The organism is Stenotrophomonas sp. C9D9 (assembly GCF_056491205.1).
The window spans coordinates 1,814,739-1,840,577 of record NZ_JBSZIF010000004.1; the positions used below are offsets into that span (position 1 = coordinate 1,814,739).

Genomic DNA, 25,839 nt, shown 5'->3' on the forward strand with positions numbered 1-25,839 from the left:
CCATGTTGTGGATGATCGACAACTACGACAGCTTCACCTACAACCTCGTGCAGTACCTGCAGACGCTGGGCGCCGAGGTGAAGGTGGTGCGCAACGATGCGATGAGCGTGGACGAGATCGCCGCGCAGAAGCCCGAGCGCATCGTCATCTCGCCCGGCCCGTGCACGCCCAACGAAGCGGGCGTGTCGCTGGAGCTGATCCAGCGCCTGGGCCCGACCACGCCGATCCTCGGCGTGTGCCTGGGCCACCAGGGCATCGGCCAGGTCTACGGCGGCACGGTCATCCGTGCCGGCAACATCATGCATGGCAAGACCTCGCCGATCCGCCATGAAGGCAAGGGCGTGTTCGCCGGCCTGCCGGACCGCTACCAGGCCACCCGCTACCACTCGCTGGTGGTGGACAAGAACAGCCTGCCCGATGTGCTGGAAGTGACCGCCTGGACCGAGAACGACGACGGCTCGATCGAAGAGATCATGGGCCTGCGCCACCGCCAGTTCCCGGTGGAAGGTGTGCAGTTCCATCCCGAATCCATCCTCACCGAACACGGCCACGCCCTGCTGCGCAATTTCCTGCAGCGCCCGGCGGCCTGATCCAAGGAGCATTCCCATGAGCTTCTCCCCCCAGGAAGCCCTGCAACGCACCATCGAGCACCGCGAAATCTTCTTCGACGAAATGGTCGACCTGATGCGGCAGATCATGCGCGGCGATGTCTCGCCGATGATGACCGCCGCCATCCTCACCGGCCTGCGCGTGAAGAAGGAAACCATCGACGAGATCGCTGCGGCGGCCACGGTCATGCGCGAATTCGCGCTGGCGGTGCCGGTGGCCGACAGCACACACCTGGTCGACATCGTCGGAACCGGTGGCGATGGTTCGCACACCTTCAACATCTCCACCTGCGCGATGTTCGTCGCCGCCGCGGCCGGTGCGCGCGTGGCCAAGCACGGCAACCGCAGCGTGTCGTCCAAGTCCGGCAGCGCCGATGCGGTGGAAGCACTGGGCGCGGCCATCGAGCTGCAGCCGGCCCAGGTGGCTGCTGCGATCGAGCAGACCGGCATCGGCTTCATGTTCGCGCCGATCCATCATCCGTCGATGAAGGTCGTCGCACCGGTACGCCGCGAGATGGGCGTGCGCACCATCTTCAACATCCTAGGCCCGCTGACCAACCCGGCCAGTGCCCCGTCGGTGCTGATGGGCGTGTTCCATCCCGATCTGGTGGGCATCCAGGCGCGCGTGCTGCGCGAACTGGGCACCGAGCGCGCCATGGTGGTCTGGGGCCGCGACAACATGGACGAGATCTCGCTGGGTGCCGGCACGCTGGTCGGCGAGCTGCGCGACGGCAAGGTGCGCGAGTACGAGATCCACCCGGAGGACTTCGGCATCGCCATGTCGGCCAGCCGCAACCTGCGCGTGGACAGCCCGGAACAGTCCATTGCGATGCTGCGCGCGGTGCTGGACAACGAGCCCGGCCCGGCGCTGGACATCGTGGCCCTGAACGCCGGTGCCGCGCTGTACGTGGCCGGCGTGGCCAGCGACATCGGCGACGGCCTGGCCCGCGCTCGTGCCGCCATCGCCAACGGCAGCGCCCGCCAGCGCCTGCAGCAGTATGTGGAGACCACCCGCGCGCTGGTTGCCTGAGCGCGCGGTTCAGCCTGACCCCCTTGATGGCCGATAATGGCCGTCCTCACCGCCCCCGCACCGAACCGAAGACGATGAGCGACATCCTGCAGACGATCCTGGCCCGCAAGGCCGAAGAAGTGGCCCAGCGCCGCGCCCAGCGCCCGCTCGAGGAGCTGCAGGCCGCCCTGGCCAGTGCCCCGCCGGTACGTGGCTTCGTGCGCGCCTTGCAGGCGGCGGTGGCCAACGGTGACCCGGCGGTGATCGCCGAGGTGAAGAAGGCCAGCCCGTCCAAGGGCGTCATCCGCCCCGACTTCCGCCCGGCCGACATCGCGGTCAGCTACGAGTTCGGTGGCGCCAGCTGCCTGTCGGTGCTGACCGACGTGGACTTCTTCCAGGGCGCCGACGCCTATCTGCAGCAGGCGCGCGAGGCGTGCACGCTGCCGGTGCTGCGCAAGGACTTCGTCATCGACGACTATCAGGTGTACGAGGCACGCGTGCTGGGCGCCGACTGCATCCTGCTGATCGTGGCGGCGCTGGACGACACCCAGCTGGCCACGCTGTCCGAACTGGCGCTGTCGCTGGGCATGGACGTGCTCGTGGAAGTGCACGACATCGATGAACTGGAGCGCGCGCTGCAGGTACCGGCGCCGATGATCGGCATCAACAACCGCAACCTGCGCACGTTCGAGGTGTCGCTGCAGACCACGTTGGACATGCAGAACGCCGTGCCGCGTGACCGCCTGCTGGTCACAGAGAGCGGCATCCTCGGCCCGCAGGACGTGGCGCTGATGCGTGACGCCGGCATCCACGCCTTCCTGGTGGGCGAAGCCTTCATGCGCGTGGAAGAGCCGGGCGAGGGCCTGCGTCAGCTATTCTTCGCGGCATGACAACGCACTATCCAACGCCGCGCGAGGATGCGCCGCTGGTGGTCTTCGACTTCGACCACACCCTCTACGACGGCGATTCAGGCACCCACCTGTTCGCCTCGCTGATCAAGCGCAACCCGCTGCGCATGCTGGCGGCGCTGCTGGTCACGCCGATCGCCGGGCCGATGGTGGCGATGCTGCCGACCCGTCGCGCGGGCATCTCGGTCTATGTGTGGATCGGCAGCTTCGGCCTGCACCGTGCGCGTGACTTCAACAAGGTGATCGACGCCTACGTGCTGCGCAACCAGGCGCAGATGCGCGCCAAGCTGCTGCCGCAGGCGCTGGAAGTGTTCGCCGCGCACCGCGCCAAGGGCGACCGCGTGGTGGTTGCCACGGGTGCGCCGCCGGAGCTGGCGCGCGCGATCCTGGCTTTCGTCGCCCACCAGGACGTGCCGGTGATCGGCACCGAGGTCGGCCCGCGGCTGGGCGGCGTCGGCCCGACCCGCCACTGCCACAACGAAGAGAAGATGCGCATGCTGCGCGAGCGCGGCTATGGCGACATCGACATCGCGTATTCCGACAGTACTGCCGACCTGCCGCTGCTGCTGGCCGCCAAGGCGCCGGTGGTGGTGAACCCGAAGCCGGGCCGCGTGGACTTCTTCCGCCGCGTGCTGCCGGCCGGCACCCGCATCCTCAACTGGGGCTGCGTGGACCGTGGCGGCGACAAGGCGTAGCCCGGGGTCAGATCCCCGTAGGGGCTCTGACCCCATCGCACGGTGATGGATCTGCCGGCCAGCGGCCGGCACTACCCCTTTTCCGTCCAGGTAGTGCCGGCCGCTGGCCGGCAAGCATTCAGCGCGCCAGATACCCGGTCAGTGCATGGCCGATCTGGAACAGGCTGATGCCCAGCACCAGCACACCAACGGCCACCAGTACCCAACGCTCCTTCAGGCGCTTCACCAGCAGGGCGGCCACCGGTGCGGCCATCATGCCGCCGATCAGCAGGCCGGCCACGATCTGCAGGTGATGCAGCCCCATCGACAGCAGGAACGTTGCCGAAACCGTCAGGGTGACCACGAACTCGGCCGCGTTCACCGTGCCGATGGTGGTGCGCGCCTGGCCGCCGCGGGCGAGCAGGGTGGAGGTGGCCACCGGGCCCCAGCCACCGCCGCCGCTGGCATCCAGGAAGCCGGCCACGAAGCCCAGCACCGGCACCCGCTTGACCTCGCCCTTGGGCATCAGTCGGCCGGCGGCGCGTGCCAGGATGATGATGGCCAGCACCAGCAGGTAGAGATAGATGAGCGGGCGGATCACCTCGCCGGGCAGTTGGGTCAGGCCGTAGGCACCTACGGCGCCGCCCACAGCGCCGGGCAGCGCCAAGCGGACGAACAAGCGCTTATCGACATTGCCGGCGACCAGATGCGACACGCCGGAGGCGCCGGTGGTGAACACCTCGGCGGTGTGGATGGCGGCGCTGGCCTGCGCGGGCGGAATGCCCATGGCCAGCATTACCGACGACGACACCAGGCCGAACGCCATGCCCAGCGCGCCGTCGACCAGCTGGGCGCCGAGGCCGATGAGGATGAACCACCAGAATGCGCTGCTCAGTTCCATGTACCGAGCCTAGCGCGCGAAGGAGTGCGGACCAAGGTCCGCACCCACCGGGTGCTCAACGGTCAACGGGTGCCGTACAGCACCACGGTCTTGCCGCGGGCATGCAGCAGGCCGTCGGTCTGCAGCTTCTTCAGCACACGGCCGGCCATTTCACGCGAGCAGCCGACCAGGCGGGCCAGCTCCTGGCGGGAGACGCGCAGCTGGCTGCCCTGCGGATGGCTCATCGCCTCCGGTTCCTGCGCCAGGTCGTGCAGGGTGCGCACGATCCGGTCGGTAACGTCCAGGAATGCCAGGCGGCTGGCCTTGCGGCTGGTGTCGAGCAGGCGCTTGGAGATCTGCTGGCCCAGCGCGTACAGCAGGCGCGGGGCATCGGCCGACAGCGGGCCGAGGAACAGCTGATGCAGGCGCTCGTAGCTGATTTCAGCCAGCTCGCAGGCGGTACGGGTCCGCAGGATCACCTCGCGGCGGTCCGATTCGACGAACAGGCCCATCTCGCCGACGAACTCGCCGGCACCGAAGTAGCCCAGCACAAGCTCGCGATCGTCATCTTCCTCGGCCATGATCGAAACCGAGCCGCTGATGACGTAATACAGGGTTCCCGCCGGGTCACCGGGTCGGAAGACGTCGGTACGGGTGGGATATCGCCGCCTGTGGCTGTGCGCCAGGAAACGATCGATTGTGGCGATATCCAGGGCCAGTGGACTGCTAGCTAGGCGCACGGTTGACACGATAGGGGCGCTCCCTCTGCGCATGAACGGATTCACGGGGTCGATAGCGGAGCTTAACCAGCGCAATTGTTAAGGGCAAACAGTGTGCCAGAACTCTTGCGTCTTCACGTTCCCCCCGAGGGCAGTTTGCCCCATAATTCCTCCTTTCCCTTCTTACACAGGAATCGACCGCCGTGGTCAAGCCGTTGCCTCGCCTGAGGCTGCAGGGTTTCAACAACCTCACCAAGGCGCTGAGCTTCAACATCTATGACGTGTGTTACGCGCGCACCGAAGAGGAGCGTCAGCGTTACATTGAATACATCGATGAAGAGTACAACGCCGACAGGCTGACTCAAATCTTGACCGATGTCGCCGAGATCATCGGCGCCAACATCCTGAACGTGGCCCGCCAGGACTACGACCCGCAGGGTGCCTCGGTGACCATCCTGATCTCCGAAGAACCGGTGATCGACAAGAAGCAGGCCGGCAAGGAGCTGATCTCCGACGCCGTGGTCGCGCACATGGACAAGAGCCACATCACCGTCCATACCTACCCGGAAACCCATCCGCAGGAAGGTATCGCGACGTTCCGCGCGGACATCGACGTGGCCACCTGTGGTGTCATTTCGCCGCTGAAGGCCCTGAACTACCTGATCGAAAGCCTGGAATCGGACATCGTGATCATGGACTACCGTGTCCGTGGCTTCACCCGCGATGTGAAGGGCAAGAAGCACTATATCGATCACAAGATCAACTCGATCCAGAACTTCCTGGCCAAGAACATCAAGTCGCGTTACGAGATGTTCGACGTCAACGTCTACCAGGAAAACATCTTCCACACGAAGATGCACCTGAAGGACTTCGACCTGGACCAGTACCTGTTCGAGGAAAAGGCCAAGAACCTGTCGTTCAAGGAACGCATGAAGATCGAAGCGCTGCTGAAGCGCGAGATCGAAGAGCTGTTCCACGGCCGGAACCTGTCCGAGTAAGCCCCATGCGCGATGCCTGCAGGCATCGCCGCCCAGGCGGGACGACCCGCCCCGTGGAACCAGTGCCCCGCACGCGTTACAGTTCCACGGTGATGTACCGACCCACGGCCCGGTGTGAAAACACCGGGCCGTTTCGTTTTTCTCAAAAAAGGTAAGGAGCCCCCACCCATGCCCTGGATCTACCTGCTGCTGGCCGGCCTGTTCGAGATCGGTTTCGCCCTCGGAATGAAGTACTCCGAAGGCTTCAGCAAACCCCTGCCCACCGTTGCCACGGTGGTGTCCGCCCTGATCAGCCTGTATCTGATGAGCCAGGCGATGAAGAGCATCCCGGTCGGCACCGCCTATGCGATCTGGACCGGCATCGGCGCCATGGGCGTGGCGGTGCTGGGCATCTACCTGTTCAACGACAGTGCGTCGCCGGCCCGCCTGGCCTGCGTGGGCCTGATCGTGGCCGGCGTGATCGGCCTGAAGCTGGTCTCGCCCAATTAATCGGTAGTGCCGGCCGCTGGCCGGCAACCTCCTGATCTTCTGCGGCGCCCGCGTGGTTGCCGGCCAGCGGCCGGCACTACCTGGCGGTCACAGCCGGTAGGCGATGGTCTTCATCACCTTGGAGGCCAGCGCCATCGCGCCCGGGATCGGGAACGGCAGGCGGCGTGCGCCGGCCTGCTCGGCGTGCTCCGCGTGGCGGGCCTCGTCTTCCTTCATCACCTGGATGACCGCGCGGCTGCGCAGGTCGCCGGCCGGCAGGTCGACCAGGTGCTCGTCCAGGTGGGCTTCCACCTGGCGCTCGGTCTCGACCACGAAGCCCAGGTTCCAGCCATCGCCGCGCAGCCCGGCCAGGGTGCCGATGGTGTAGCTGCCGGCGTACCACAGCGGATTGAACAGGCTGGGGCGGCTGTCCAGTTCACCCAGCCGGGTGGCGCACCAGGCCAGGTGGTCGGTCTCTTCCTGGGCCGCTTCCAGCAGGTGTTCACGGGTGGCCGGGTCGCGGGCCACGGCCGCCTGGCCGAAGTACAGGCCCTGTGCGCAGACTTCGCCGACGTGGTTGATCCGCATGAGGCCCGCCGCGTGGCGGCGCTCGGCGTTGTCCATGCCCGGCTCGCCGGTGTCCGCAGCCGGGTAGGGGCGGGCCGCCGGTGGATTGCCGAACACCGTGTCCAGGGCGCGCTGCGCTTCGGTCAGCAGGTGGTCCAGCGGAGTGGTCTGGCGGAGCACGGTCATGGCGGTACGCGGTGGGGCGGAAGACCCGCCGATTCTCGCCCGCCCCCGTCCCCCTGCCAACCCGGGGCAGGGCCAGCTTGCACCGGGGGCTTGACCTGCGTACAATCCCGCCTCTTACGCTTCACCTTTCACAACGCGTGGCAGAGTTCCGGCGAGTCGTTCGCCGCAATGAGCCCGACCTAACCTAGAGTTCTTCATGAGCACTTTCACTGCCAAGAACGAGACCGTCCAGCGCGACTGGTACCTCGTCGACGCCGAGGGCAAGACCCTGGGCCGTCTCGCCACCGAGCTGGCCCGCCGTCTGCGCGGCAAGCACAAGCCGGTCTACACCCCGCACGTTGATACCGGCGACTACCTGGTCGTCATCAATGCAGAAAAGATTGCCGTCACCGGCAAGAAGCTGCAGGACAAGATGTATCACCGTTTCACCGGCTACATCGGCAACCTGAAGACCGAGTCCCTGGCCCAGGCGCTGGAGCGCCACCCGGAGCGCGTGATCGAGATCGCCGTCAAGGGCATGCTGCCGAAGGGCCCGCTGGGTCGCCAGATGTACCGCAAGCTCAAGGTCTACGCCGGCACTGAGCATCCGCACGCCGCACAGCAGCCGCAGGTTCTGGATATCTAATCATGGCTATCACTCAAAACTACGGCACTGGCCGCCGCAAGTCCTCCACCGCTCGCGTGTTCCTGCGCAAGGGTTCGGGCAACATCACCGTCAATGGTCGTCCGCTGGACGAGTTCTTCGGTCGTGAGACCGCGCGCATGATCGTGCGCCAGCCGCTCGAGCTGACCAAGAACACCGAAAGCTTCGACATCCTGGTCACCGCCGCTGGCGGCGGCACCACCGGCCAGGCCGGTGCGATCCGTCTGGGCATCGCCCGTGCTCTGGTCGAGTACGACGAAACCCTGAAGTCCGAGCTGCGCAAGGCTGGCTTCATGACCCGTGACGCCCGTGAAGTCGAGCGTAAGAAGGTCGGTCTGCACAAGGCCCGCCGCGCCACCCAGTTCTCCAAGCGCTGATTCACCGCGCCTGGTTGGGCTCCTTCGGGAGCCCGCTGGTTGGAAAAGCAAAAGCCCGGCTTCGGCCGGGCTTTTGTCGTTTCGGGATTGCGCATTTCGAGGTTGCCGGCCAGCGGCCGGCGATGGGGTGGGGTCAGAGCCTTTTCCTTTGGAAAAGGATCCGACCCCTGGGCTCTTCTCTGGAGAAGAGCCCCCTTGTTGTTCAAGGGGGCGCGCCGACAGGCGCGGGGATAAGGTGGGATGCGTGACCAAACAAAAAAGAAAAAAGCCTGATCTTTCGATCAGGCTTTTTTCTTTTTTGTTTGGCTGCCCCGGATGGATTCGAACCACCGAATGCCTGAGTCAGAGTCAGGTGCCTTACCGCTTGGCGACGGGGCAAAACGTGCAACTATTTTCTCACTTTTCACACTGAAAAACAACTTGATTTTCAGTGTGGTGGCTATGGGTGGACTCGAACCACCGACCCCAGCATTATGAGTGCTGTGCTCTAACCGGCTGAGCTACATAGCCTTGGTGAGCCCGCTATTCTGCGGATGTGTATCGCCCCTGTCAACACTTTTGTGTCGTGCTTGTGGGCCGACAGAGGGCATGGGATAGTCCCGACCAGTAGATTTTTTAGGAGTCCGCATCGTGATCGATCCGGACGGCTATCGACCGAACGTCGGCATCGTGCTGATGCGGCAGGATGGTCAGGTGTTCTGGGCACGACGCGTGCGCCGGGACGGCTGGCAGTTCCCGCAGGGTGGCATGAACACCGACGAGACGCCTGTCGAGGCCATGTATCGTGAACTGCAGGAAGAGACCGGCCTGCTGCCTGAGCATGTGGAAGTGCTCGGGGCGACACCCGGCTGGCTGCGCTACAAGCTGCCGGCGCGGGCCATCCGCCGCAACGAGCGGCAGGTCTGCATCGGCCAGAAGCAGGTCTGGTTCCTGCTGCGCCTGACCGGTGACGAATCCCACGTGAAGCTGGACCACACCGACTCGCCCGAGTTCGACCACTGGCGCTGGGTGGACTTCTGGTACCCGGTAGAGCACGTGGTGATGTTCAAACGCGGCGTCTATGCGCGTGCCCTGCGACACCTGGCGCCACTGGCGCGCGGCGTGGCCGGGCAGGGCGTCACCGCCATGCCCAAGAGCGCCGCCGAGGCCTGGATGCCGGGCCACACGGCCGGGCACGACCGCCCGCGCAAGCGCCCGCGGACCCGGGGCTACTGGCCGAAGAAGGCCACGGGCGACGGCCCGGCCAGCTGACCGGCTGAACGGTATCGAGAATGGTTCAGGTCTCTGATTGACAACCATTCTCGTTTCTATTGGAATAGCCAACAGGCCGCTTCTGGCCTGTCAGCCCGGTTCCCGCCTGTGTACGTCTGCATCTGCAACGGAGTCACCGACCACCAGATCCGCGAAGCCGCCAGCCATGGCGTCAGCACGGTGGCCGAACTGACCATGCGTACCGGTTGTGGTGCCACCTGCGGTTCCTGCCTGGACATGGCCGGCGACCTGCTGGCCAAGGCACGTGCGACCCATGATCTGCCGCTGCCGGTATTGGGCCTGGCCCAGGTCGCCTGATTGCCTTTTCGCGGCGCGTTGACGCCGCGCTTTCGCATCCTTCACGTGCGGCCGCGCAGGCCAATGCGCACGATTCGCGTTCCTTCACGACCGCACGCAAGGCGTTAAAGTGCCTGCGTTTTCAGCGTGCAGGAGCACCCCCATGAAGGGCGACACCAAGGTCATCGAATTCCTCAACAAGGTCCTCTACAACGAGCTGACCGCGATCAACCAGTACTTCCTGCACGCCAAGATGCTGAAGAACTGGGGCATCAAGGAACTGGCTGAACACGAGTACAAGGAATCGATCGACGAGATGAAGCATGCCGACATGCTCGCCGACCGCATCCTGTTCCTTGAAGGACTGCCGAATTTCCAGGCGCTGGGCAAGCTGCGCATCGGCGAGAACCCGACCGAGATCCTGCAGTGCGACCTGTCGCTGGAACGCGATGGCGTGGTCACCCTGCGCGAGGCGGTGGCCTATTCCGACTCGGTTGGCGACTACGTCAGCCGCCAGCTGTTCGTGAAGATCCTCGACTCGGAAGAAGAGCACATCGACTGGCTGGAAACCCAGCTCGACCTGATCGAGCGCATCGGCGAGCCGAAGTACCTGCTGAGCAAGCTGGAAGAGTGAGTCAGCCGCCCTGGCCGGCGCGATGCTGTGCCAGGTAGCCCGTCAGCGCCACGCGCGCGCGGGCGAATTCCGCAACCAGCAGCGCCACTGCCACGGCGGGGCGCTGCAGGCTGCCGCTGCGGGCTTCATGCTCGATCCGCTGCGCGATCGCCGAAAGCGACAACGCGCCCACGTTCGCACTCGATGACTTCAGGCTGTGCGCAACGGCCTGCAAGCGCGGCTCATCGCCGTTCTGCGCGGCCAGCTGCAACTGCTGCACCATCACCGGCGCATCTTCAAGAAAGACCGCAACGATCTGGGTGGCAGCGTCGCCGATCACGGCGTGCAGTTCATCCAGCACGTCGCGGTCGAGCACCGGTTTCGGCATCGCGCCGACCCGGCTGTCATCGCCTGGTAGAGCCGAGCCTTGCTCGGCTGGCAGGACCCGACGGGCCACGGGTGTGTCGCCATCGAGCAAGCGCGATGCCGCGACATCGCGCGATCGCTGCACCCAACGCTGCAACAGCGCATGCAACGTGGCGCGCGCGATCGGCTTGGACAGGTAATCGTCCATGCCCGCCTGCAGGCAGCGCTCGCGGTCACCGGCCATGGCATTGGCGGTCATTGCGATGATCGGCAGCCGCGCACGCCCGGTCTCCGCTTCTTCGGCGCGCCAGCGGCGCGTGGCGGCATAGCCGTCCAGCACCGGCATCTGGCAATCCATCAGCACGATGTCCACGTCGCCTTCGCGCAGGGCGGCCAGTGCCTGCTCGCCATCGGCGGCGTTGCGCACTTCGCACTGGAACACGCGCAGCAGCTGTTCGGCCACCATCCGGTTGACCGTATTGTCCTCCACCAGCAGCACACGCAGATGCAACGGCGGCAGCGTGGCAGCCGGTTGCTCGTTGTCCGCGCTGGCCAGCAGCGCAGCGGGGCGGGCGGAGGCAACCGGTGCAGCCAGCAGCGCATGCAGGGCCGCATCGTCGAAGTGCGGGGGCAGCTGGCGCTGGCGCGGGCGTTGCGGAAGTGCGCCCTCCTGCAGCCACAGCACCTGCAGTGCATCGTCGTCACCGCGATCATTCAGCGCCAGCTGCAGCGTGGCCTCACCGTTGCGGCGTGCGCGGGCATCGACCAGCAACCATGCCGGTGCCGGTTGCCCGGGCCGCGCGGGAGCGCGCAGGCGCTCGACCAAGGCATCCAGCTGCGCCAGCACCTGCACCTGCAGCCCATGGTGGGCGGCGATGCGCTCGATACGTGTCTGCAGCGTTGCGTCGGCACTGAACAGCAGCAGTGGTGCCGGCGCGCGCGCCATCGCCGGCAGGTCGCCAGGGACCTTCAGCAGCGGGATCTCGAACCAGAAGGTCGCGCCCTGGCCCGGCGTGGACTGCACGCCGATGTGCCCGTGCATCAGGTCGATGATGCGCTTGCAGATGGCCAGGCCCAGGCCGGTGCCGCCATAGATGCGGGTGGTGGATGCGTCGGCCTGGCTGAAGGACTGGAACAGGCGTGCCTGCAGCGCGTCGTCAATGCCGATGCCGGTATCGATGATCTCGAAGCGCAGCTGGTGCTGCGCGGCACCTTCGCCCAGGCGCAGCACGCGCAGCTGCACCTGGCCGCGGGCGGTGAACTTGATGGCGTTGGCCAGCAGGTTGCTCAGCACCTGGCGCAGGCGCACCGGGTCGCCGCGCACCGGCAGGCGCACCGATGGATCCAGTTGCAGGCCCAGGGCCAGGCCCTTGGCGTCGGCGGCGCGCTGCATCAGCTGCACCACGCCATCGAGCAGGTCGCGCAGGTTGAAGCTGGTGATCTCCAGTTCCAGCGCCTGCGCTTCCAGCCGGGAGTAGTCGAGGATGTCGTCGACGATGCGCAGCAGCTGCTGCGAACTGGCCGAGGCGGTCGCCAGCATCTGCCGCTGGTCTTCGCCCAGCGGTCCGCGCGCGATCAGCTCCAGCATCGGCAGGATGCCGTTGAGCGGGGTACGGATCTCGTGGCTCATCGTGGCCAGGAACTCGCCCTTGGCCAGCACGGCCGCCTCGGCGGCCTGCTTGGCCTGCAGCAGCTGTTGTTCCAGCTGGCCCTGGCGTTCGGTGGTATGGCGAAGCTGGTCGCGTTCGGCGGCCAGCGCATTGTGCGTGCGCTGCAGCTGGGCCAGCGCATGGTTGCGCGCGCGCAGGCGCAGGCCCAGCAGCAGCGCGATGGCGGCCGCAGCAAGGGCAACCAGCAGCACGCCCCACAGCGGCACGTCAGAGCACCGCGTTGTGGAAGTCGAAGTTCAGGTCGCTGCCGGCCGACTGCACCATGTTGCCCTGGATGTAGTCGACGCCGCCGACCCACATCGCTGCTGCAGCCTGCGGATCCTCGATCTGCTGGCCGATGATCTGCAGCCCGGCGGCATGGGCCTGTTCGATCGCCTTGCGCAGTTCCTCGCGCGTGGCCGGATTGGAATGGCTGCTGGAGAAGCGCGCAGCCATGCGCACGAACGACAGCGGCAGCTGGGTCAGCAGTGCATCGGCCTCGCCGCTGGGTTCGAACTGGCTCAGGCAGAAGCGCACCCCGGCACCGGCCATGCGCTGGCAGAACTGCTGCAGCGGGACGGTGTGGATCAGTGCGTCGGGCAGGCGCACGTCGATCACCAGCGCACTGCCGGGCAGGTCACGCTGCTGCAGTGATTCCAGCAGCCAGTCGGCGAAGGCATCGCGCTGCAGGGTACGCAGCGACTGCGAGACGAACAGGTTCAACGGCTGCGTCGCGTGCCGGTACAGATCCAGCAGGCCCAGCGCGTGGTCCATCACCTGCTGGTCGAGGTCGGCGATGCGCCCGGCGGCTTCCGCGGCCGGGATCACCTGGCCGGCTGCCAGCACCGTGCCATCGGCCTGGCGCAGGCGCAGCAGCAGCTGGTATTGCGCGGTGTTGCCACCTGCCACGGCGACGATCGGCTGGTAGGCCAGTTCCAGCTGGCCTTCCAGCAGCGCCAGGTGTTCCTGTTCGGTGACCGCCTGGCGATGCACGTGGCCCGCCACGCCGGCGCTGAGCAGGCGTGCCTGCAGGGTGGTGCGCTCAACCGCTTCCAGCGCACTGTTGGCATCCTCGAAACCCGGCGACAGCGGCGCATAGCCGACCACGCCGCGCAGGTGCACGGATTCGTCGTCGCGGATCACGAAGGCGCGTGCCGACAGCTGCTCGCGCAGGGTGGCGGCGATGCCTTCGAGGGCGTCCTCGTCGGCGTTGCGGGCCAGCAGCAGGAAGCTGTTGTCGTTCAGGCGAGCCAGCAGGTGCGGATGGCCGGCTTCGGCCAGGCGCTGCCCGGCCTGCACCATCAGCCGTTCAAACGCCGCATAGCCATAGCGTTCGCGCAGGCCCAGCGCACTGGCTACTTCGATGAAGAACACGCCGCCCTGATCGCGGTGGGCGAGTGCGGTGTTGAGCTGCTGCAGCACGTGGTGGCGCGTCGGCAGGCCGGTTTCCGGATTGCTGGTGGCTGGTGCGCCGGTAGCGCCCGGCAGGGTCGCGGCCTGGGCACGTGCGCGGCGGATGCGGTTGGCCACCGCTGCGATCAGGTGGCGGGGCCGGATCGGCTTGCTCAGGTAGTCGTCGGCGCCGCTGTCGAGCACCTCGAACTGGCGCTCCGGATCCGGATCGCCGCTGAGGAACACGATCGGCAGCAGCTGCAGGCCGGGCTGCTGGCGGATCAGCGCGGTCAGGCGCATGCCGTCCAGCCCGGGCAGGTGCAGGTCCATCAGGATCAGGTCGGGGCGGTGCTCCTTGATCGCCTGCAGCGCGGCATCGGCATCGCTGTGCACGATCGCCTGCATGCCGGCGCCGTGCAGCACGCTCTGCGCGAACAGGGCCTGCGCGCGATCGTCTTCAACGATCAGCACGCGGTAAGGCGAGTCCGATGGCGGTGGGGCCAGATCGTTGTTGCCGGCTTCGGCCAGTGCGATCGGGCCGGGCAGCGGCGGCGGTGCGCTGTTGAGCGGCGCCGGGGCATCGGTCGCGATGGGCCGCGGGGTCGCAACCGTCGGTGCGGCCACAGCGGGGTTTGCCGCCTCGGGCGCCCAGCGTTGCCAATGATCGGCCGGAGGGGTTTCAGCGCGTCCCGGGCGGGCGCCCGCGGGGGATTCGTTTGCGGCCATCGGTGCTCCTGGTGTTCGCGTCCATTATGCGACAAGCCCGGCGCTCAACCGGTACCGGTGTGCCCTGGCGGTGGTGCCGATGCACCGTGCGCCAGCCAGCGCACGCCCTTCCACAGTGCGCGCCAGACCAGCCACACCAGCAGTGCGCCGGCCAGGCTGCAGGCCAGCACCACCACCAGCGCGATCCACGGATGCGCCAGGGCCAGCGCCAGTCCGCCGATCACTACGGTGTCTTCGGCGGCGGAGGCGACCCAGTTGCTGGCCGGTTCCGGCGAGGTGTTGAGCAGGGCGCGGGTACCGGCCTTCAGGCCATGGCTGGCCAGAGCGACGCCGGCACCGGCGGCGAGCGCACCGGTGCCCAGCTGGCCATCCGGCGACAGTGTGGCCGCCGCGAGGAATGCGCCGGCAGGTACGCGCGCGAGGGTCTGCACCAGGTCCCAGACCGAGTCCACGCCGGGGATCTTGTCGGCGAAGAACTCGGCGATGGCCAGCGCCGCCGATGTGCCCAGCACCCACCACGATTCAGTGGCCTGCAGGGCGGGCGGCAGGTCGACCCAGCCGAGCAGGCCGGCCAGGCCGACGCCGAACACGGTGAGGTAGACGCGGATGCCGGCCAGCCAGGCCAGCAGGATGCCGATCACGAACAGGTGGGCTTCGGTCATGGCGGTGCTCCGGCGACGGAACTGTGCAGGGGGCCACACTATCGACGATGGCGTGCCTGAACGCCACAGACCGTGGCCGGCCACTGCGCAGGAAACCCACCCGTCCTGTCATACACTAGCCCGTCGTTTGCCACAGGGGCCGTAACGGTGTCGCCCTCGCGATACCCCGGAAACCACCCATGACCAACCGTCCTCCCATGCGCGTGCAGGTGCGCCTGCCCGGCGCGCCGCGACCGCCTGTCGACCGCCGCCGCCTGCTGGTGATCGGCGGCATCTGGCTGCTCAGCCTGGTGCTGGCGGTGCTCGGCGGCTGCTGGATGGCCACGCCGCGTGATGCCCAGGGCCAGCGCCTGCAGGCCGCCGAGAAGCGTGCCGAGACGCTGCAGGCGCAGCTGACCGAACTGCGCCAGAAGCAGGCCACGCTGGAAGCCTCCGACCGCATCAGCCGCGCCGCCAACACCGAGGTGCAATCCTCGCTGGCCGAGCGCGATGAGGAAATCGCCGGCCTGCGCGCCGACGTCGCCTTCTATGAGCGGCTGGTCGGTTCGACCAGCCAGCGCAAGGGCCTGAACACCCACTCGATCGAGTTCAGCCCGGAAGCGGCCGGCACCTGGCAGTACACCGCTGTGCTGACCCAGAACCTCAACCGCGGTGCCATCAGCCAGGGGCAGATGCGCTTCACCGTGGAAGGCGTGAAGAACGGCAAGCTGGCCACGATCAGCTGGGATGATCTGCACCAGCGCAGCAAGGTACCGGGACAGGATTACTCGTTCCGGTACTTCCAGCAGATCACCGGCAGCGTGATGCTGCCGGCTGACTTCACCCCGCAACGCGTGCGGGTGACATTGGGGAGTGGTACGGGGGGTACCACCCAGGTATTCGACTGGAAACAGGCCGGCGCGCCGGCCAGCAAAGGGGAGTAGGCAGATGTTCGGAAGCAGCAAATCCAACCGGGAAGGCCAGCTGGTGGTGGATGCCCTGATCGGCAACCAGGTGGTGATCCGCGGTGATGTGGAATTCAGTGGGGGCCTGTATGTGGAAGGCCGCATCCACGGCAAGGTGATTGCCGCCGAAGGCGCCAGTGGCGCGACCCTGACGGTCGCCGAGCATGGCGTGATCGAGGGTGAGATCCGCGCCCAGGTGGTGGTCATCAGTGGCCGCCTGGACGGCGATGTGCACGCCACCGAGAAGGTCGAGCTGACCCCGAGCGCACGGGTCAATGGCAACGTCCACTACCAGGTGGTGGAGATGAATGCGGGTGCCCAGCTGAACGGCCGCCTGATCCATGCCAGCGCGCCGATGGCGGCCTTGCCGGCGCCGGAAGGCGACGACGCCAATGATGGCAAGGGCGACACCGCCGCACGCCGCAAGCTGGCCGAGGCGATGGCTTGAAAGCCATCGTCGGCACCCCCATGCTGACACCATGAGCACGCTAGTCTCCCTGCCCGGCGCCACCCCGGTTGCCGCGCCCGATTACCAGTCGCTGGAGCGCCCGCTGAACTTCACCGAGTCGGCGGCCGCCAAGGTCAAATCCCTGATCCAGGAAGAGGGCAACCCCGACCTGGCCCTGCGCGTGTACATCGAGGGAGGCGGCTGTTCGGGCTTCCAGTACGGGTTCGAGTTCGACGAGAACCGTGCCGAGGACGACCTGGCGGTACAGACCAGCGGGGTGACCCTGCTGGTCGACCCGCTGAGCCTGCAGTACCTGATGGGCGCCGAGGTGGACTACACCGAGAGCCTGACCGGTGCCCAGTTCGTGATCCGCAACCCGAACGCGAAGACCACCTGCGGCTGCGGCAGCAGCTTCAGCATGTAGTAGATCCACGCCATGCGTGGATGCGCGGTGCCCGCAACCTCGCCCGTGGAGCACACGGGCAAACTGCGCACAGTGCCGACCTTGCCACCCGCATCGATTGGCGGCACGCTTGCCGGATGCCCAATACTCCTTCGCCGCTTTCCGGTTTCGCCTTCGTTGGCGAACCGCTGGAGCGCGCCGATGCCCTGCGCGAGGATGCCGATGCACTGGCGCGCCTGTGGCCGGGTGCGCGCATTCTCGTGCTCGATCAGGACGGCAGCGCCTTCATCGGCGATGACGATCAGCCGCTGGCGCTGAGCGGTGCCGACATCGGCGGCGGCCCGGGTGCCGCGATCTTCCTTGGCCTGCGCAGGGAGCAGGCGTGGTTCTCGGTTGAAGCCGCCAACGTCACCATCAGCGCACCACGCCGGCTTGATCTGCGCCAGGCCGCGTTGCTGTGGTCGATGGCCGATGCGACCGCTTTCAGCTATGCCCGCGGCATGTCCTACTGGCACTCGCGCACCCGCTTCTGCGGCGTGTGCGGCGGCGCCGTGGCGTTTGCTCGTGGTGGCTTCGTCGGCCGCTGCGGGCAATGCGCCACCGAGCACTATCCGCGTGTCGATCCCGCCGTGATCGTGGCCGTGGAGAACCAGGGCCGGTTGCTGCTGGGCCGGCAGTCGAACTGGGCACCGCGTCGCTACTCGGTGCTGGCCGGCTTCGTCGAACCGGGCGAGACCTTCGAGCAGACCGTGGTGCGCGAAGTCCATGAGGAGAGCAAAGTGCGGGTGACCGCCTGCCAGTACCTCGGTTCGCAGCCGTGGCCGTTCCCCGGCGCACTGATGGTCGGCTTCCGTGCACAGGCGCAGGATGACCTGCCGACCGTGGATGGCGAACTGGAGGACGCGCGCTGGTTCAGTGCCGAAGAGGTGGGCGCTGCGTTGGCACGCGATGTCGAGGACGATGGCCAGGGCATCCGCCTGTCGCCGCCGATCTCGATTTCGCGGGGCCTGATCGAACACTGGTACCGCCAGCACGCGGGCTGAACCCGGCCGGCTGCGGCGCCTGTATTGCCGCCACCTGAACACGGCCCGGGTTACAGTGCGGGTCATCGCGGAGGGCGCCGCTGCGACAGGTAAGGTAGCGGCGCCGAGCGTTCTGTTTCGTAGGGAGACCTGCCATGTTCACCACTCTGGCCGCCGTGCTGGTGGCACTGGCCCTGGGCCACGTTGCCCCGGCCGCTGCCGCCTCGCTGCGCCGTTTCGACGGCTTCCGGCGCTGGCTGGGCTGGCTGGACGCGCATGGCGGCAAGGCCTGGCAGGGCGCGGCAGGTGTGGCGCTGGCGCTGCTGCCACCGTTGCTGCTGATGGCGCTGCTGGCGTGGCTGCTGCGCGGGGTGCTGTTCGGGCTGCCGTCGCTGCTGCTGGGCGTGGCGGTACTGGCCTGGTGCTGGGGGCCGCGCGACCTGGATCGTGATATCGAAGCGATCATCGACGCGGACGACGCTGCGACGCGGCAGGCCGCCGTGCGCAACCTGCAGGCCGCCGGTGGCAGCCTGCGCGAGGACGTGCCGTCGCTGGTCGAGGCGACCGTGCTCAATGCGCTGCGGCGCTGGTTCGCGGTGCTGTTCTGGTTCCTGCTGCTGGGCCCGGCCGGTGCGCTGGGTTACCGGCTGCTGGCGTTGATGGCAGAAAGCCCGATGCGCGCCCGCGTGCCGGTGGAGCCGCTGGCGCTGGCGCAGCGCCTGCTGGGCTGGATCGAGTGGCCGGTGGCGCAGCTGATGGCGTTTTCGATGGCGCTGGTGGGCAACTTCGATACGGCGTGGAAGGCCTGGCGCCAGGCCCATGGCGAACGCCTGGCGGGCAACATCGGATTCCTGGGCGCGGTGGCGCGGGCCAGCGTCAACGCCGAGCTGCGCGAGGATGCGCACGATTACACCGAGGCGGGGTTGCTGCCGGTGTGGCAGCGGCTGCCGGACCTGCGTGATGCGATGAGCCTGGTGTGGCGGATGCTGCTGCTGTGGCTGGCGATCCTGGCCCTGCTGGTGATTGCAGGCTGGGTGACGTAGTTGTTTTGCAGGGCTTGCAGCCCTGCACCTGCAGAAGCAACAGCAACGGCAACAGCAGCTCTGGATTGGTGATGGTTGGGCGGGGCGGTGTGGGGCTGCAGGACACGCCGTAAACCCGTCCCTGGGGGCTCGATGGCGCCATCCTTGGCGCCAACGGTCCTGCAGCCCCACACCGCCCCACCCGCGACAGATTTCCGGTGACGGATGTTCTGTAGAGCCGAGCCATGCTCGGCTCCGAGCAAGCGCAGCGAAGCGATCCGCTTCCGCTTTTGATCTTCTCTTTCTTTTCCGTGGTGGACGCACACGGAAACTGTCCGTGGCCGGGCGGGATGGGTTTGCGGGGGTGTCCGCGGCATGGATGCCGCGGCCAAGCCTCCACGGACGGATTCACGGCGTCCCCCGCAAACCCATCCCGCCCGGCCAACCCCAGGGCTTCTGCTTTCAAACGCCGCCCACCACGAGGGGCTGCGCCGTTGGCTGGAAACCTAGATCGGTGCCAGCGCGGTGAACGGTGCCCACGGCAGGTTGCGCAGCAGCGCATACCCGGGCAGCACCCAGAGCCAGAACGTGGGATTGGCCAATACCCGCATCAGCGGGTCGAGCACGCGCGGACGGATGCCGGCGACGTTCAGCAGCATCAGCAGCAGGAAGGGCAGGCTGATGACCAGCAGCGGGTTCATCGCCATCGCGCCGGGCAGGTCGAAATGGACCAGCGAATACAGGCAGCGGGTGCTGCCACAGCCCGGGCAGTACAGGCCGGTCAGCGCGTACAGCGGGCAGCTCGGCAAGGGATTGCCGGCGACATACGGATTGACGTTGCGCAGCACCACCGCGGCACCGGCGGCCAGGCCGGTGGCGGCCAGCAGCGGTGCCCAGCGGGCGAATCGGGAGCGGGCGGGAAGTGCGGACATTGCAGCAACGGATCCGGCGCGGGCGCCGGATCCGTCCACGCGGATCAGTAGCCGCTGTTGTTCATTGCACCCATGCCGCCGACAGCGACGATCAGGATGCCGTACAGCACGCCGACCACGACGGCGGCGATGGCCGACCAGATGGCCCACTTCTTGGCCTTGGCGGCGGAGTCCTGGGCACCGGCGATGTCGCCAGCGGCCAGCTTGCCGTTGACCTGGGCGGCGTAGACGATCGACACGATGCCGGCCGGCAGGCAGCAGAACAGGGTGCTCAGGATGGCCCAGACCAGATTGTTCGGGACCTGCGGAGTGGCGGTGTTCATGGGTTCAAGCTCCTTGATGGGTGGTGGTGGTGAATCATTGGTCGGAAAGAGCGCCCAGTACGGCCAAGCCGCCGAACAGCCCGAACCACAACAGCAACAGGACCGGCAGGGCCACGGCCGAAGCCACCGCCCACCAGCCCGCCTTGCGCGACGCGCTGTAGGCCCCCGGCAGGTCGCCGGCCGCGCGGCGGCCATCGACCTGGGAGGCATAGACGATCGACACCACGCCCAACGGCAGGCAGCAGAACAGCGTCGTCAGGATCGCCCAGACCAGATGGTTGGGGATGTAGACCGGACGGCTGAGCGGTGGCGGTTGATTCAAAGCGAGACTCCATTCCTTGGTGGCCGGCCATGTTGAAACGGCCGAACCTCCCCCCTGTGGGTGCGTAATCTACCTCAACCCGCGTTGCATGTATGCGTTTACAGCCACGGCATGCCGTGTTCGCCACTGGACGCTGGCGTATGTGGAGAGGTCACCCGGCCCGCTGGACGGGCCGGTTCCTTCAGGCGTGATCACCACGCAGGGCCCGCACCTGGGCCGCCAGCACCGGGGCGCTGGTGGTGTGGCCATCGACGGCCGGCGCTGCCACCACCTCGACGGTGGCGCGGAAACGGCGCGGCACGCGCATGCGGCCGAGGCGGCTGTCGCGGCGGCTCCACATGCTCGACCACATGCCGCGCAGCGCCATCGGCACCACCGGCACCGGCCGTCGCTCGAGGATCTTCTCGACGCCGGACTTGAACGGCGCCATCTGCCCGTCGCGGGTCAGGGCGCCCTCGGGGAAGATGCAGACCAGTTCGCCTTCGGCCAGCGCGGCGTCGATCTCATCGAACGCACGCTGCATCAGCGCCGGGTCTTCGCGCGCCCCGGCAATCGGGATCGCCTTGGCGGTCCGGAAGATCCAGCGCATCACCGGGATGTTGAAGATCTTGTAGTACATGACGAAGCGCACCGGGCGCGGGATGGTCGCCGACAGGATCAGTGCGTCCATGTAGCTGACGTGGTTGCAGACCAGCAGTGCGGCGCCTTCGTCCGGCACGTTGGCCTCGATGCCGTGCGGGCGCAGCCGGTACAGGGTGCGCACCATCAGCCAGCTGAGGAAGCGCATCAGGAATTCTGGGACGATGGTGAAGATGTAGATCGCCACCAGTGCGTTGGCGATGGCCAGCGCCAGGAACTGCTGCGGAATGGTCCAGTGCAGCAGCTTGTGGGCGGCCAGCGACAGCAGCGCCGCAGCGACGATGAAACCCGAGTTCTGGATGTTCAGTGCGGCGAACACGCGCGACATCTGCGCCTTCGGCGTGCGGCTCTGGATCAGCGCGAACAGCGGCACCACGAAGATGCCGGTGAACAGGCCGATGCCGATCAGGTCGATGACGATGCGGATGCTGCCGGGCTGCTGCAGGAACGGCCCGATGGTCAGCCCGTGCACCGTCGCTTCGCCGCTGCGGGCAAAGTACAGGTCGAGCAGGAACGCAGTCATGCCGAACGCACCCAGCGGTACCAGGCCGATTTCCACCGTGCGGGCCGACAGCTTCTCGCACAACAGCGAGCCGACGCCGGTGCCGACCGAGAACAGGGCCAGCGCAAAGATGTACAGGGTCGGCTGGCCACCCAGGTTGGTCACCGCGTAGGCCGGCAGCTGCGAGGTCAGCACGGTGCCGACGAACCAGAACCAGGACACGCCCAGGATCGAGTTGCGCACGGCCTTCTGCTGGCGCGCCATGCGCAGCACCGCCAGCGATTCCGGCAACGGATTCCAGTTGATCTTCAGGTTCGGGTCGCCGGCATCGACCTTGGGAATCAGGCGGGCGGCGATGTTGCCGCAGATCGCCAGGGCGATGATCGCGCACGCAGCCACCACTGTGCCGTGGCTGCCGGCCACGGTGAACACCAGGCCGCCGACGATCATGCCGGAGAGGATCGACATCGAAGTGCCCATCTCGACCAGGCCATTGCCGCCGGTCAGCTCTTCGGGCCTGAGCACCGACGGCAGCACCGAATACTTCACCGGCCCAAACAGGGTCGACTGCATGCCGGTACAGAACAGTGCGACCAGCAGCACCGGCAGGCTCTGGGTGAGGAAGCCGGTGGCCGCCAGCGACATGATCACGATCTCCATGGTGGTGGTGATCACGATCAGCCGCGATTTTTCCAGTTTGTCGGCGATCTGCCCGGCCAGTGCCGAGAACAGGAAGTACGGCAGGATGAAGATGGCCGGCGCCAGCGTGGCATACAGCCCCAGTTCTTCCTCCGGCACGGCCATGAACAGCAACATGCTGATGATCGCCTGCCGGTACACGTTGTCGTTGAACGCACCGAGCGCCTGGACCACGAAGAACGGCAGGAAGCGGCGCTGGCGCAGCAGGGCGAACTGGTTGTGACCGGACATGGAACCTCCTTGACCGGCGCAGCCTAGCATTCCTGCCCATCTGCCGGGACCATGGCGGCATGCATCCACGCATGGCGTGGATCTACTGAAGCCCCACGACTGTGGGTGCGGACCGTTGGTCCGCACACTTTGAAAGGTGTCAGACGATATCGTCGACCACGCCGCCATCCACGCGCAGCGCAGCACCCGAGGTCGCCGAGGCCTGTGGCGAGGCCAGGTACACCACCATGTTGGCCACTTCTTCGACCGTGGCAGTGCGCTGGATCACCGAGGACGGCCGGTGCGCCATCACGAACTCGCGGCCGATCTGCTCCAGCGGCTTGCCGCTGCGCTGGCGTTCATCCTCGAACATCGCCGCGAAACCATCGGACAGGGTCGGGCCGGGCAGCACCGCGTTGACGGTGACGCCACTGCCGGCCACGCGCTTGGCCAGGCCGCGCGACAACGACAGCTGCGCGGTCTTGCTGACCCCGTAATGGATCATGTCGGCGGGGATGTTGCGTGCCGATTCGGAGGAAATGAACAGCACGCGGCCCCAGCCGGCATCGACCATCGCCGGCAGCAGCGCACGCGACAGGCGCACGCCGGACATCACGTTGGTCTGCCAGTAGCGCTCCCAGGTCGCGTCATCGGTTTCGAAGAAGTCCTGTGGGCCGAAGATGCCGGCGTTGTTGACCAGGATGTCGACCTTGGGCAGGCCGGCCAACAGTGTTTCGACACCGGCTCCCTCAGAGAGGTCGGCGGCGACGCCGAGCACGTCGGCTCCCGGCACGGTGGCGAGCAGGTGCTGGCGGGCGCGCTCGACGCTGTCGGTGCTGCGGCCATTGAGAATGACGCGCGCACCTGCGGCGGCCAGGCCCTGGGCGATGGCCAGGCCGATGCCGGCAGTGGAGGCGGTCACCAGCGCGGTGCGGCCGCTGAGTTCGATTTTCATGGCGATGATCCGGAGTGGGGGATTGCCCAGTATCCGCGTGGCCGCGTGATCGAACTGCAGCGCTGGATGCAACGCGCCGTTGCACACGGCGCAGCGGATCCACGCCATGCGCGGATGGCGTGCCTGATTCAGCGGTGAGGGATCAGGTCAGGCTGGTTACCGCTTCATTGGCCGCTGCCCGCACCTTCGGCAGCAGGCGCAGCACCAGCGCCATCTGCGTACGGATCAGTTGCAGTTTCGGCGGCATTGCCTCGTCGATCTGCTCCAGCTCGGCCGCCACCGCGCGGTCGGCGTCGTTGTCATCTTCCGCGACCGGTTGCCGCGCGGTCAGGGCCGAGGCCAGCTGCTGCAGTGCCTTGCGCACGCGCTCCCCGGCCGCCAATGCCAGTGGGTCGCCAGCATAGCTGTCCACCTGGTCGCGATGCGCGCCCAGCGCCGACAGATGGCCGAGCAGCGTGTTGGACAGCGCCAGGAAGTGGAACCCGGCATCCAGATTGCGGCGCACATGGCCGGGTTCACGCAGCATGTTCGACAGTGCGGTGGATAGCGCAGCATCGGCGTTGTGCATGTCGCGGCGGGCGATGCGGTAGGCCAGGTCGTCGCGCATGCCGCTGCGGTATTGGCCCAGCACCGAATCCAGGTAGCGAGCGGCAGTGTCCAGCACGCGTGCCAGGACGAGATGCAGCTGCCGACCCTGCCAGTCAGGCAGGATCAGGAACGCGGCCGCCGCTGCGATCGCGCAGCCCAGCACCGTATCGACCATGCGCGGCACGATCAGCACGAAGCCATCGCCGATCAGGTTGAAGCAGGTCAGTGCCATTACCGTGATCGCCGCCGACGCGACCAGGTAGCGGTCGGTGCGGGTGAAGAAGAACAGCAGCGCAGAGAGCAGGGCGATCAGCAGCTGCACGTGCAGCTGCGGGAACAGCTGCAGTAGTGCCCAGGTCAGTACCAGGCCGGCCAAGGTGCCGACAATACGCTGGGCAAGGCGCTGGCGGGTGGCGCCGAAGTTGGGCCGGCACACGAACACGATGGTCAGCAGCACCCACGAACCGTTCTGCGCATTGAACAGGCGGATCGCTGCAAAGCCGGCGATCAGCGCCAGCGCCATGCGCAGGCCATGCCGGAACAGCACCGAGCCGGGCGTGAGCTGCTGGCGGATGCGCACGCCCATCTCGCGCAGGGTGTGGGGGTTGCTGTCGCGCAGGCGGGTATCGACGTTGTCCAGGCTCGCTTCGGAGCGTTCGGCATCCAGCAGGCGCCGTTCGATGCTGCGTAGGTTGTGCACCAGCAGGTCCAGCGAGCCCAGCAGGCGCTGCCATTGCGGCCGCTGCTGGTCGCGCAGGTAGGCCAGCGCATCGGCCAGGTCGCGCCCGGCCTGCTGGTTGCTTTCGCCGTACACGAACGGACGGCGCAGGCGGATCGCTTCGCCCAGGCGGGCACAGGCCTGGCCCTGCAGGTCGAGCAGGCGCTGGCAGCGGTACAGCACATCGCTGTGGAAGAACGCGTCCACCAGTGCGCCATACGGGTAGTGCGAGGAACTGGCACGCTCGTGGAAATCCTGCGCCATGTAGTACAGGCGCAGGTAAAGGCCGGAGTTCACGCCGGGGCGTCCGGAGCGGCCGAAGCGGGCCAGGATCGCGGTCTTGGCTTCGTTCAGTGCACCGACCACGCGGCGGTTCTGTTCGGCCAGGTCGAGCTGGCGACGTTGCAGGTCGGCTTCGCGCACCGGTTCGAACAGCGCGGCCTTCAGCTGCAGGTAGCGGCCCAGTTCCTGGTAGAGCCGTGCCACGCGCTCACGTACCGGCCGGTTGGCGAACAGCGCGGTCCACAGGATCGACAGCAGGCCGTACCAGACTGCGCCGGCCAGCAGGTGGCTGACCGCTTCCAGCGCGCTGTGCAGGTCGCTGGCACCGTGCTGTTCCAGGCCGATCATGGTGTAGATCGCCAGGGTCACCGTGGCCTGGGCAATGGACGCATAGCGCTCGCCGAGCGCACCGAGCAGGGTCAGGCCGAAGGTGGACAGCGCCAGCGCGCCGATGAAGATCCACGGCCACGGGAACAGCCAGATCACCGAGGCCGCAGCAATGCAGAAGCACAGCAGCGACAGCGCCACGGCCTTGGTCCGGCCCCACCAGTTGTCGTCGGTCTCAGCGATGGCGCTGGCGATGATGCCCAGGAAAACACCGGGCAGGGCGGTCAGCGCATCGAACTGCCAGCACACGGCAACGGCCGTGGCCAGCGCGATGAACACGCGCAGGCCGTAGCTGGCCTTCTCGTGGGCCCAGAGGCGGCTGAGGCGGGATTGTCGGGCGGGCATGCAGGCTCGGTGGAGGGACCTCCGACCATTATTGCGGGCTGCGCGTGAAATATGGAGGGCGGACCACCACGGTAGTGCCGGCCGCTGGCCGGCAGATTCGTTGTA

Annotated in this window: 28 protein-coding genes and 2 tRNA genes; 16 read left to right on the forward strand and 14 right to left on the reverse strand. The window is 67.1% G+C overall.

The genetic code is table 11. From position 1 onward, the window contains the following. Positions 1–2: 2 nt before the first annotated feature. The 4 genes from ACXI0D_RS13695 (at position 3) to ACXI0D_RS13710 (ending at position 3,220) form a co-directional block, all read left to right on the forward strand. Positions 3–590: an anthranilate synthase component II gene (locus ACXI0D_RS13695; protein ID WP_014038739.1), complete on the forward strand. Its 588-nt coding sequence runs from the start codon at positions 3–5 to the stop codon at positions 588–590. A gap of 16 nt (positions 591–606) precedes the next feature. Continuing rightward, positions 607–1,638: an anthranilate phosphoribosyltransferase gene (trpD, locus tag ACXI0D_RS13700; protein WP_014038738.1), complete on the forward strand. Its 1,032-nt coding sequence runs from the start codon at positions 607–609 to the stop codon at positions 1,636–1,638. A 74-nt stretch (positions 1,639–1,712) separates the two neighbouring features. Further along, positions 1,713–2,507 carry an indole-3-glycerol phosphate synthase TrpC gene (trpC, locus tag ACXI0D_RS13705; RefSeq protein WP_101766197.1) on the forward strand — a complete coding sequence of 265 codons (795 nt, stop codon included), beginning with the start codon at positions 1,713–1,715 and terminating at the stop codon, positions 2,505–2,507. After that, positions 2,504–3,220 (forward strand): haloacid dehalogenase-like hydrolase, encoded by a 717-nt coding sequence (locus ACXI0D_RS13710; RefSeq protein WP_075676001.1) that lies wholly within the window; start codon positions 2,504–2,506, stop codon positions 3,218–3,220. Before trpC ends, ACXI0D_RS13710 begins: the two co-directional genes overlap by 4 nt. 118 nt (positions 3,221–3,338) lie before the next feature. Here ACXI0D_RS13710 and ACXI0D_RS13715 read toward each other — a convergent pair whose 3' ends face one another. After that, on the reverse strand, positions 3,339–4,100 hold the full coding sequence (locus ACXI0D_RS13715) for a sulfite exporter TauE/SafE family protein (RefSeq protein ID WP_458220661.1): 762 nt from the start codon (positions 4,098–4,100) through the stop codon (positions 3,339–3,341). 62 nt (positions 4,101–4,162) lie between these two features. Next, positions 4,163–4,852: a cAMP-activated global transcriptional regulator CRP gene (gene crp, locus ACXI0D_RS13720; protein WP_010482649.1), complete on the reverse strand. Its 690-nt coding sequence runs from the start codon at positions 4,850–4,852 to the stop codon at positions 4,163–4,165. 149 nt (positions 4,853–5,001) lie between these two features. On the opposite strand from crp, the gene speD reads away from it, so the two are divergent. Both speD and ACXI0D_RS13730 read left to right on the forward strand, forming a co-directional pair. After that, a complete protein-coding gene (gene speD / locus ACXI0D_RS13725) occupies positions 5,002–5,796 on the forward strand; it encodes an adenosylmethionine decarboxylase (protein ID WP_006473908.1) in 795 nt (264 codons plus the stop codon). Between the two features lie 168 nt (positions 5,797–5,964). Beyond that, positions 5,965–6,285 (forward strand): DMT family transporter, encoded by a 321-nt coding sequence (locus ACXI0D_RS13730; protein ID WP_005419816.1) that lies wholly within the window; start codon positions 5,965–5,967, stop codon positions 6,283–6,285. An 87-nt stretch (positions 6,286–6,372) separates the two neighbouring features. Here ACXI0D_RS13730 and coq7 read toward each other — a convergent pair whose 3' ends face one another. Then, on the reverse strand, positions 6,373–7,017 hold the full coding sequence (gene coq7 / locus ACXI0D_RS13735; RefSeq protein WP_049447257.1) for a 2-polyprenyl-3-methyl-6-methoxy-1,4-benzoquinone monooxygenase: 645 nt from the start codon (positions 7,015–7,017) through the stop codon (positions 6,373–6,375). A 196-nt stretch (positions 7,018–7,213) separates the two neighbouring features. Here coq7 and rplM point away from each other — a divergent pair, with 196 nt between their 5' ends. Both rplM and rpsI read left to right on the forward strand, forming a co-directional pair. Beyond that, positions 7,214–7,642, forward strand: coding sequence for a 50S ribosomal protein L13 (gene rplM / locus ACXI0D_RS13740; RefSeq protein ID WP_005414692.1), 429 nt, complete (start codon positions 7,214–7,216; stop codon positions 7,640–7,642). A gap of 2 nt (positions 7,643–7,644) precedes the next feature. Continuing rightward, the gene (gene rpsI, locus ACXI0D_RS13745) at positions 7,645–8,037 is read left to right on the forward strand and encodes a 30S ribosomal protein S9 (RefSeq protein WP_005411311.1); all 393 of its coding nucleotides are present in this window, start codon (positions 7,645–7,647) and stop codon (positions 8,035–8,037) included. A 303-nt stretch (positions 8,038–8,340) separates the two neighbouring features. On the opposite strand, the gene ACXI0D_RS13750 is transcribed toward rpsI, so the two are convergent. Then, a tRNA-Gln gene (locus ACXI0D_RS13750) sits at positions 8,341–8,415 on the reverse strand. A 55-nt stretch (positions 8,416–8,470) separates the two neighbouring features. Then, positions 8,471–8,547 (reverse strand) — tRNA-Met (locus tag ACXI0D_RS13755). Between the two features lie 120 nt (positions 8,548–8,667). Between ACXI0D_RS13755 and ACXI0D_RS13760 the strand changes: the two genes are divergently transcribed. The 3 genes from ACXI0D_RS13760 to bfr all read left to right on the forward strand — a co-directional run bounded on the left by ACXI0D_RS13760 (position 8,668) and on the right by bfr (position 10,219). Next, the gene (locus ACXI0D_RS13760) at positions 8,668–9,288 is read left to right on the forward strand and encodes an RNA pyrophosphohydrolase (protein WP_005411310.1); all 621 of its coding nucleotides are present in this window, start codon (positions 8,668–8,670) and stop codon (positions 9,286–9,288) included. Between the two features lie 108 nt (positions 9,289–9,396). Then, positions 9,397–9,606, forward strand: coding sequence for a (2Fe-2S)-binding protein (locus ACXI0D_RS13765; RefSeq protein ID WP_005411309.1), 210 nt, complete (start codon positions 9,397–9,399; stop codon positions 9,604–9,606). Between the two features lie 142 nt (positions 9,607–9,748). Further along, entirely contained in the window at positions 9,749–10,219 is a 471-nt protein-coding gene (gene bfr, locus ACXI0D_RS13770; RefSeq protein WP_005419804.1) for a bacterioferritin, read from the forward strand. A gap of 1 nt (position 10,220) precedes the next feature. Here bfr and ACXI0D_RS13775 read toward each other — a convergent pair whose 3' ends face one another. From ACXI0D_RS13775 to ACXI0D_RS13785, 3 genes are read right to left on the reverse strand one after another with little or no spacing between them, the layout of a single operon-like run. Next, positions 10,221–12,440 (reverse strand): ATP-binding protein, encoded by a 2,220-nt coding sequence (locus tag ACXI0D_RS13775; protein WP_458220662.1) that lies wholly within the window; start codon positions 12,438–12,440, stop codon positions 10,221–10,223. A gap of 1 nt (position 12,441) precedes the next feature. Next, entirely contained in the window at positions 12,442–14,331 is a 1,890-nt protein-coding gene (locus tag ACXI0D_RS13780; RefSeq protein ID WP_049447260.1) for an EAL domain-containing protein, read from the reverse strand. A 44-nt stretch (positions 14,332–14,375) separates the two neighbouring features. Beyond that, positions 14,376–14,993, reverse strand: coding sequence for a DUF4126 domain-containing protein (locus tag ACXI0D_RS13785; protein WP_049447262.1), 618 nt, complete (start codon positions 14,991–14,993; stop codon positions 14,376–14,378). Between the two features lie 179 nt (positions 14,994–15,172). Here ACXI0D_RS13785 and ACXI0D_RS13790 point away from each other — a divergent pair, with 179 nt between their 5' ends. The 5 genes from ACXI0D_RS13790 to ampE all read left to right on the forward strand — a co-directional run bounded on the left by ACXI0D_RS13790 (position 15,173) and on the right by ampE (position 18,853). Then, entirely contained in the window at positions 15,173–15,916 is a 744-nt protein-coding gene (locus tag ACXI0D_RS13790; RefSeq protein WP_049447264.1) for a DUF6776 family protein, read from the forward strand. Between the two features lie 4 nt (positions 15,917–15,920). Further along, on the forward strand, positions 15,921–16,385 hold the full coding sequence (locus ACXI0D_RS13795) for a bactofilin family protein (protein WP_014038728.1): 465 nt from the start codon (positions 15,921–15,923) through the stop codon (positions 16,383–16,385). A gap of 31 nt (positions 16,386–16,416) precedes the next feature. Continuing rightward, positions 16,417–16,809 carry an iron-sulfur cluster insertion protein ErpA gene (gene erpA / locus ACXI0D_RS13800; protein WP_005419789.1) on the forward strand — a complete coding sequence of 131 codons (393 nt, stop codon included), beginning with the start codon at positions 16,417–16,419 and terminating at the stop codon, positions 16,807–16,809. Positions 16,810–16,925: 116 nt separating this feature from the next. Further along, complete coding sequence (nudC, locus tag ACXI0D_RS13805; RefSeq protein ID WP_479642696.1) at positions 16,926–17,831, forward strand: NAD(+) diphosphatase; 906 nt, start codon at positions 16,926–16,928, stop codon at positions 17,829–17,831. 134 nt (positions 17,832–17,965) lie between these two features. Beyond that, on the forward strand, positions 17,966–18,853 hold the full coding sequence (gene ampE, locus ACXI0D_RS13810) for a regulatory signaling modulator protein AmpE (RefSeq protein ID WP_479642697.1): 888 nt from the start codon (positions 17,966–17,968) through the stop codon (positions 18,851–18,853). Between the two features lie 485 nt (positions 18,854–19,338). Here ampE and ACXI0D_RS13815 read toward each other — a convergent pair whose 3' ends face one another. The 6 genes from ACXI0D_RS13815 to yccS all read right to left on the reverse strand — a co-directional run bounded on the left by ACXI0D_RS13815 (position 19,339) and on the right by yccS (position 25,734). Next, positions 19,339–19,764 (reverse strand): DUF2752 domain-containing protein, encoded by a 426-nt coding sequence (locus ACXI0D_RS13815; RefSeq protein WP_014038725.1) that lies wholly within the window; start codon positions 19,762–19,764, stop codon positions 19,339–19,341. Between the two features lie 44 nt (positions 19,765–19,808). Next, a complete protein-coding gene (locus ACXI0D_RS13820; protein WP_014648653.1) occupies positions 19,809–20,087 on the reverse strand; it encodes a CD225/dispanin family protein in 279 nt (92 codons plus the stop codon). A 34-nt stretch (positions 20,088–20,121) separates the two neighbouring features. After that, complete coding sequence (locus ACXI0D_RS13825) at positions 20,122–20,409, reverse strand: CD225/dispanin family protein (protein WP_005419784.1); 288 nt, start codon at positions 20,407–20,409, stop codon at positions 20,122–20,124. 181 nt (positions 20,410–20,590) lie between these two features. After that, entirely contained in the window at positions 20,591–22,480 is a 1,890-nt protein-coding gene (locus ACXI0D_RS13830; RefSeq protein WP_479642698.1) for an MFS transporter, read from the reverse strand. Between the two features lie 139 nt (positions 22,481–22,619). Continuing rightward, a complete protein-coding gene (locus tag ACXI0D_RS13835; protein ID WP_479642699.1) occupies positions 22,620–23,414 on the reverse strand; it encodes an SDR family NAD(P)-dependent oxidoreductase in 795 nt (264 codons plus the stop codon). Positions 23,415–23,556: 142 nt separating this feature from the next. Further along, a complete protein-coding gene (yccS, locus tag ACXI0D_RS13840) occupies positions 23,557–25,734 on the reverse strand; it encodes a YccS family putative transporter (protein WP_075676010.1) in 2,178 nt (725 codons plus the stop codon). Positions 25,735–25,839 lie beyond the last annotated feature (105 nt).

Bases quoted from the DNA above. Each gene is read 5' to 3' on its own strand.
- ACXI0D_RS13815 (WP_014038725.1), bottom strand. From the start codon at position 19,764: ATGTCCGCACTTCCCGCCCGCTCCCGATTCGCCCGCTGGGCACCGCTG.
- trpC (WP_101766197.1), top strand. From the start codon at position 1,713: ATGAGCGACATCCTGCAGACGATCCTGGCCCGCAAGGCCGAAGAAGTG.
- rplM (WP_005414692.1), top strand. From the start codon at position 7,214: ATGAGCACTTTCACTGCCAAGAACGAGACCGTCCAGCGCGACTGGTAC.
- ACXI0D_RS13790 (WP_049447264.1), top strand. From the start codon at position 15,173: ATGACCAACCGTCCTCCCATGCGCGTGCAGGTGCGCCTGCCCGGCGCG.
- trpD (WP_014038738.1), top strand. From the start codon at position 607: ATGAGCTTCTCCCCCCAGGAAGCCCTGCAACGCACCATCGAGCACCGC.
- bfr (WP_005419804.1), top strand. From the start codon at position 9,749: ATGAAGGGCGACACCAAGGTCATCGAATTCCTCAACAAGGTCCTCTAC.
- coq7 (WP_049447257.1), bottom strand. From the start codon at position 7,017: ATGACCGTGCTCCGCCAGACCACTCCGCTGGACCACCTGCTGACCGAA.
- crp (WP_010482649.1), bottom strand. From the start codon at position 4,852: ATGCGCAGAGGGAGCGCCCCTATCGTGTCAACCGTGCGCCTAGCTAGC.
- ACXI0D_RS13785 (WP_049447262.1), bottom strand. From the start codon at position 14,993: ATGACCGAAGCCCACCTGTTCGTGATCGGCATCCTGCTGGCCTGGCTG.
- ACXI0D_RS13795 (WP_014038728.1), top strand. From the start codon at position 15,921: ATGTTCGGAAGCAGCAAATCCAACCGGGAAGGCCAGCTGGTGGTGGAT.
- ACXI0D_RS13710 (WP_075676001.1), top strand. From the start codon at position 2,504: ATGACAACGCACTATCCAACGCCGCGCGAGGATGCGCCGCTGGTGGTC.
- ACXI0D_RS13820 (WP_014648653.1), bottom strand. From the start codon at position 20,087: ATGAACACCGCCACTCCGCAGGTCCCGAACAATCTGGTCTGGGCCATC.
- ACXI0D_RS13730 (WP_005419816.1), top strand. From the start codon at position 5,965: ATGCCCTGGATCTACCTGCTGCTGGCCGGCCTGTTCGAGATCGGTTTC.
- ACXI0D_RS13835 (WP_479642699.1), bottom strand. From the start codon at position 23,414: ATGAAAATCGAACTCAGCGGCCGCACCGCGCTGGTGACCGCCTCCACT.
- ACXI0D_RS13695 (WP_014038739.1), top strand. From the start codon at position 3: ATGTTGTGGATGATCGACAACTACGACAGCTTCACCTACAACCTCGTG.
- erpA (WP_005419789.1), top strand. From the start codon at position 16,417: ATGAGCACGCTAGTCTCCCTGCCCGGCGCCACCCCGGTTGCCGCGCCC.
- nudC (WP_479642696.1), top strand. From the start codon at position 16,926: ATGCCCAATACTCCTTCGCCGCTTTCCGGTTTCGCCTTCGTTGGCGAA.
- ACXI0D_RS13780 (WP_049447260.1), bottom strand. From the start codon at position 14,331: ATGGCCGCAAACGAATCCCCCGCGGGCGCCCGCCCGGGACGCGCTGAA.
- yccS (WP_075676010.1), bottom strand. From the start codon at position 25,734: ATGCCCGCCCGACAATCCCGCCTCAGCCGCCTCTGGGCCCACGAGAAG.
- rpsI (WP_005411311.1), top strand. From the start codon at position 7,645: ATGGCTATCACTCAAAACTACGGCACTGGCCGCCGCAAGTCCTCCACC.
- ampE (WP_479642697.1), top strand. From the start codon at position 17,966: ATGTTCACCACTCTGGCCGCCGTGCTGGTGGCACTGGCCCTGGGCCAC.
- ACXI0D_RS13830 (WP_479642698.1), bottom strand. From the start codon at position 22,480: ATGTCCGGTCACAACCAGTTCGCCCTGCTGCGCCAGCGCCGCTTCCTG.
- ACXI0D_RS13715 (WP_458220661.1), bottom strand. From the start codon at position 4,100: ATGGAACTGAGCAGCGCATTCTGGTGGTTCATCCTCATCGGCCTCGGC.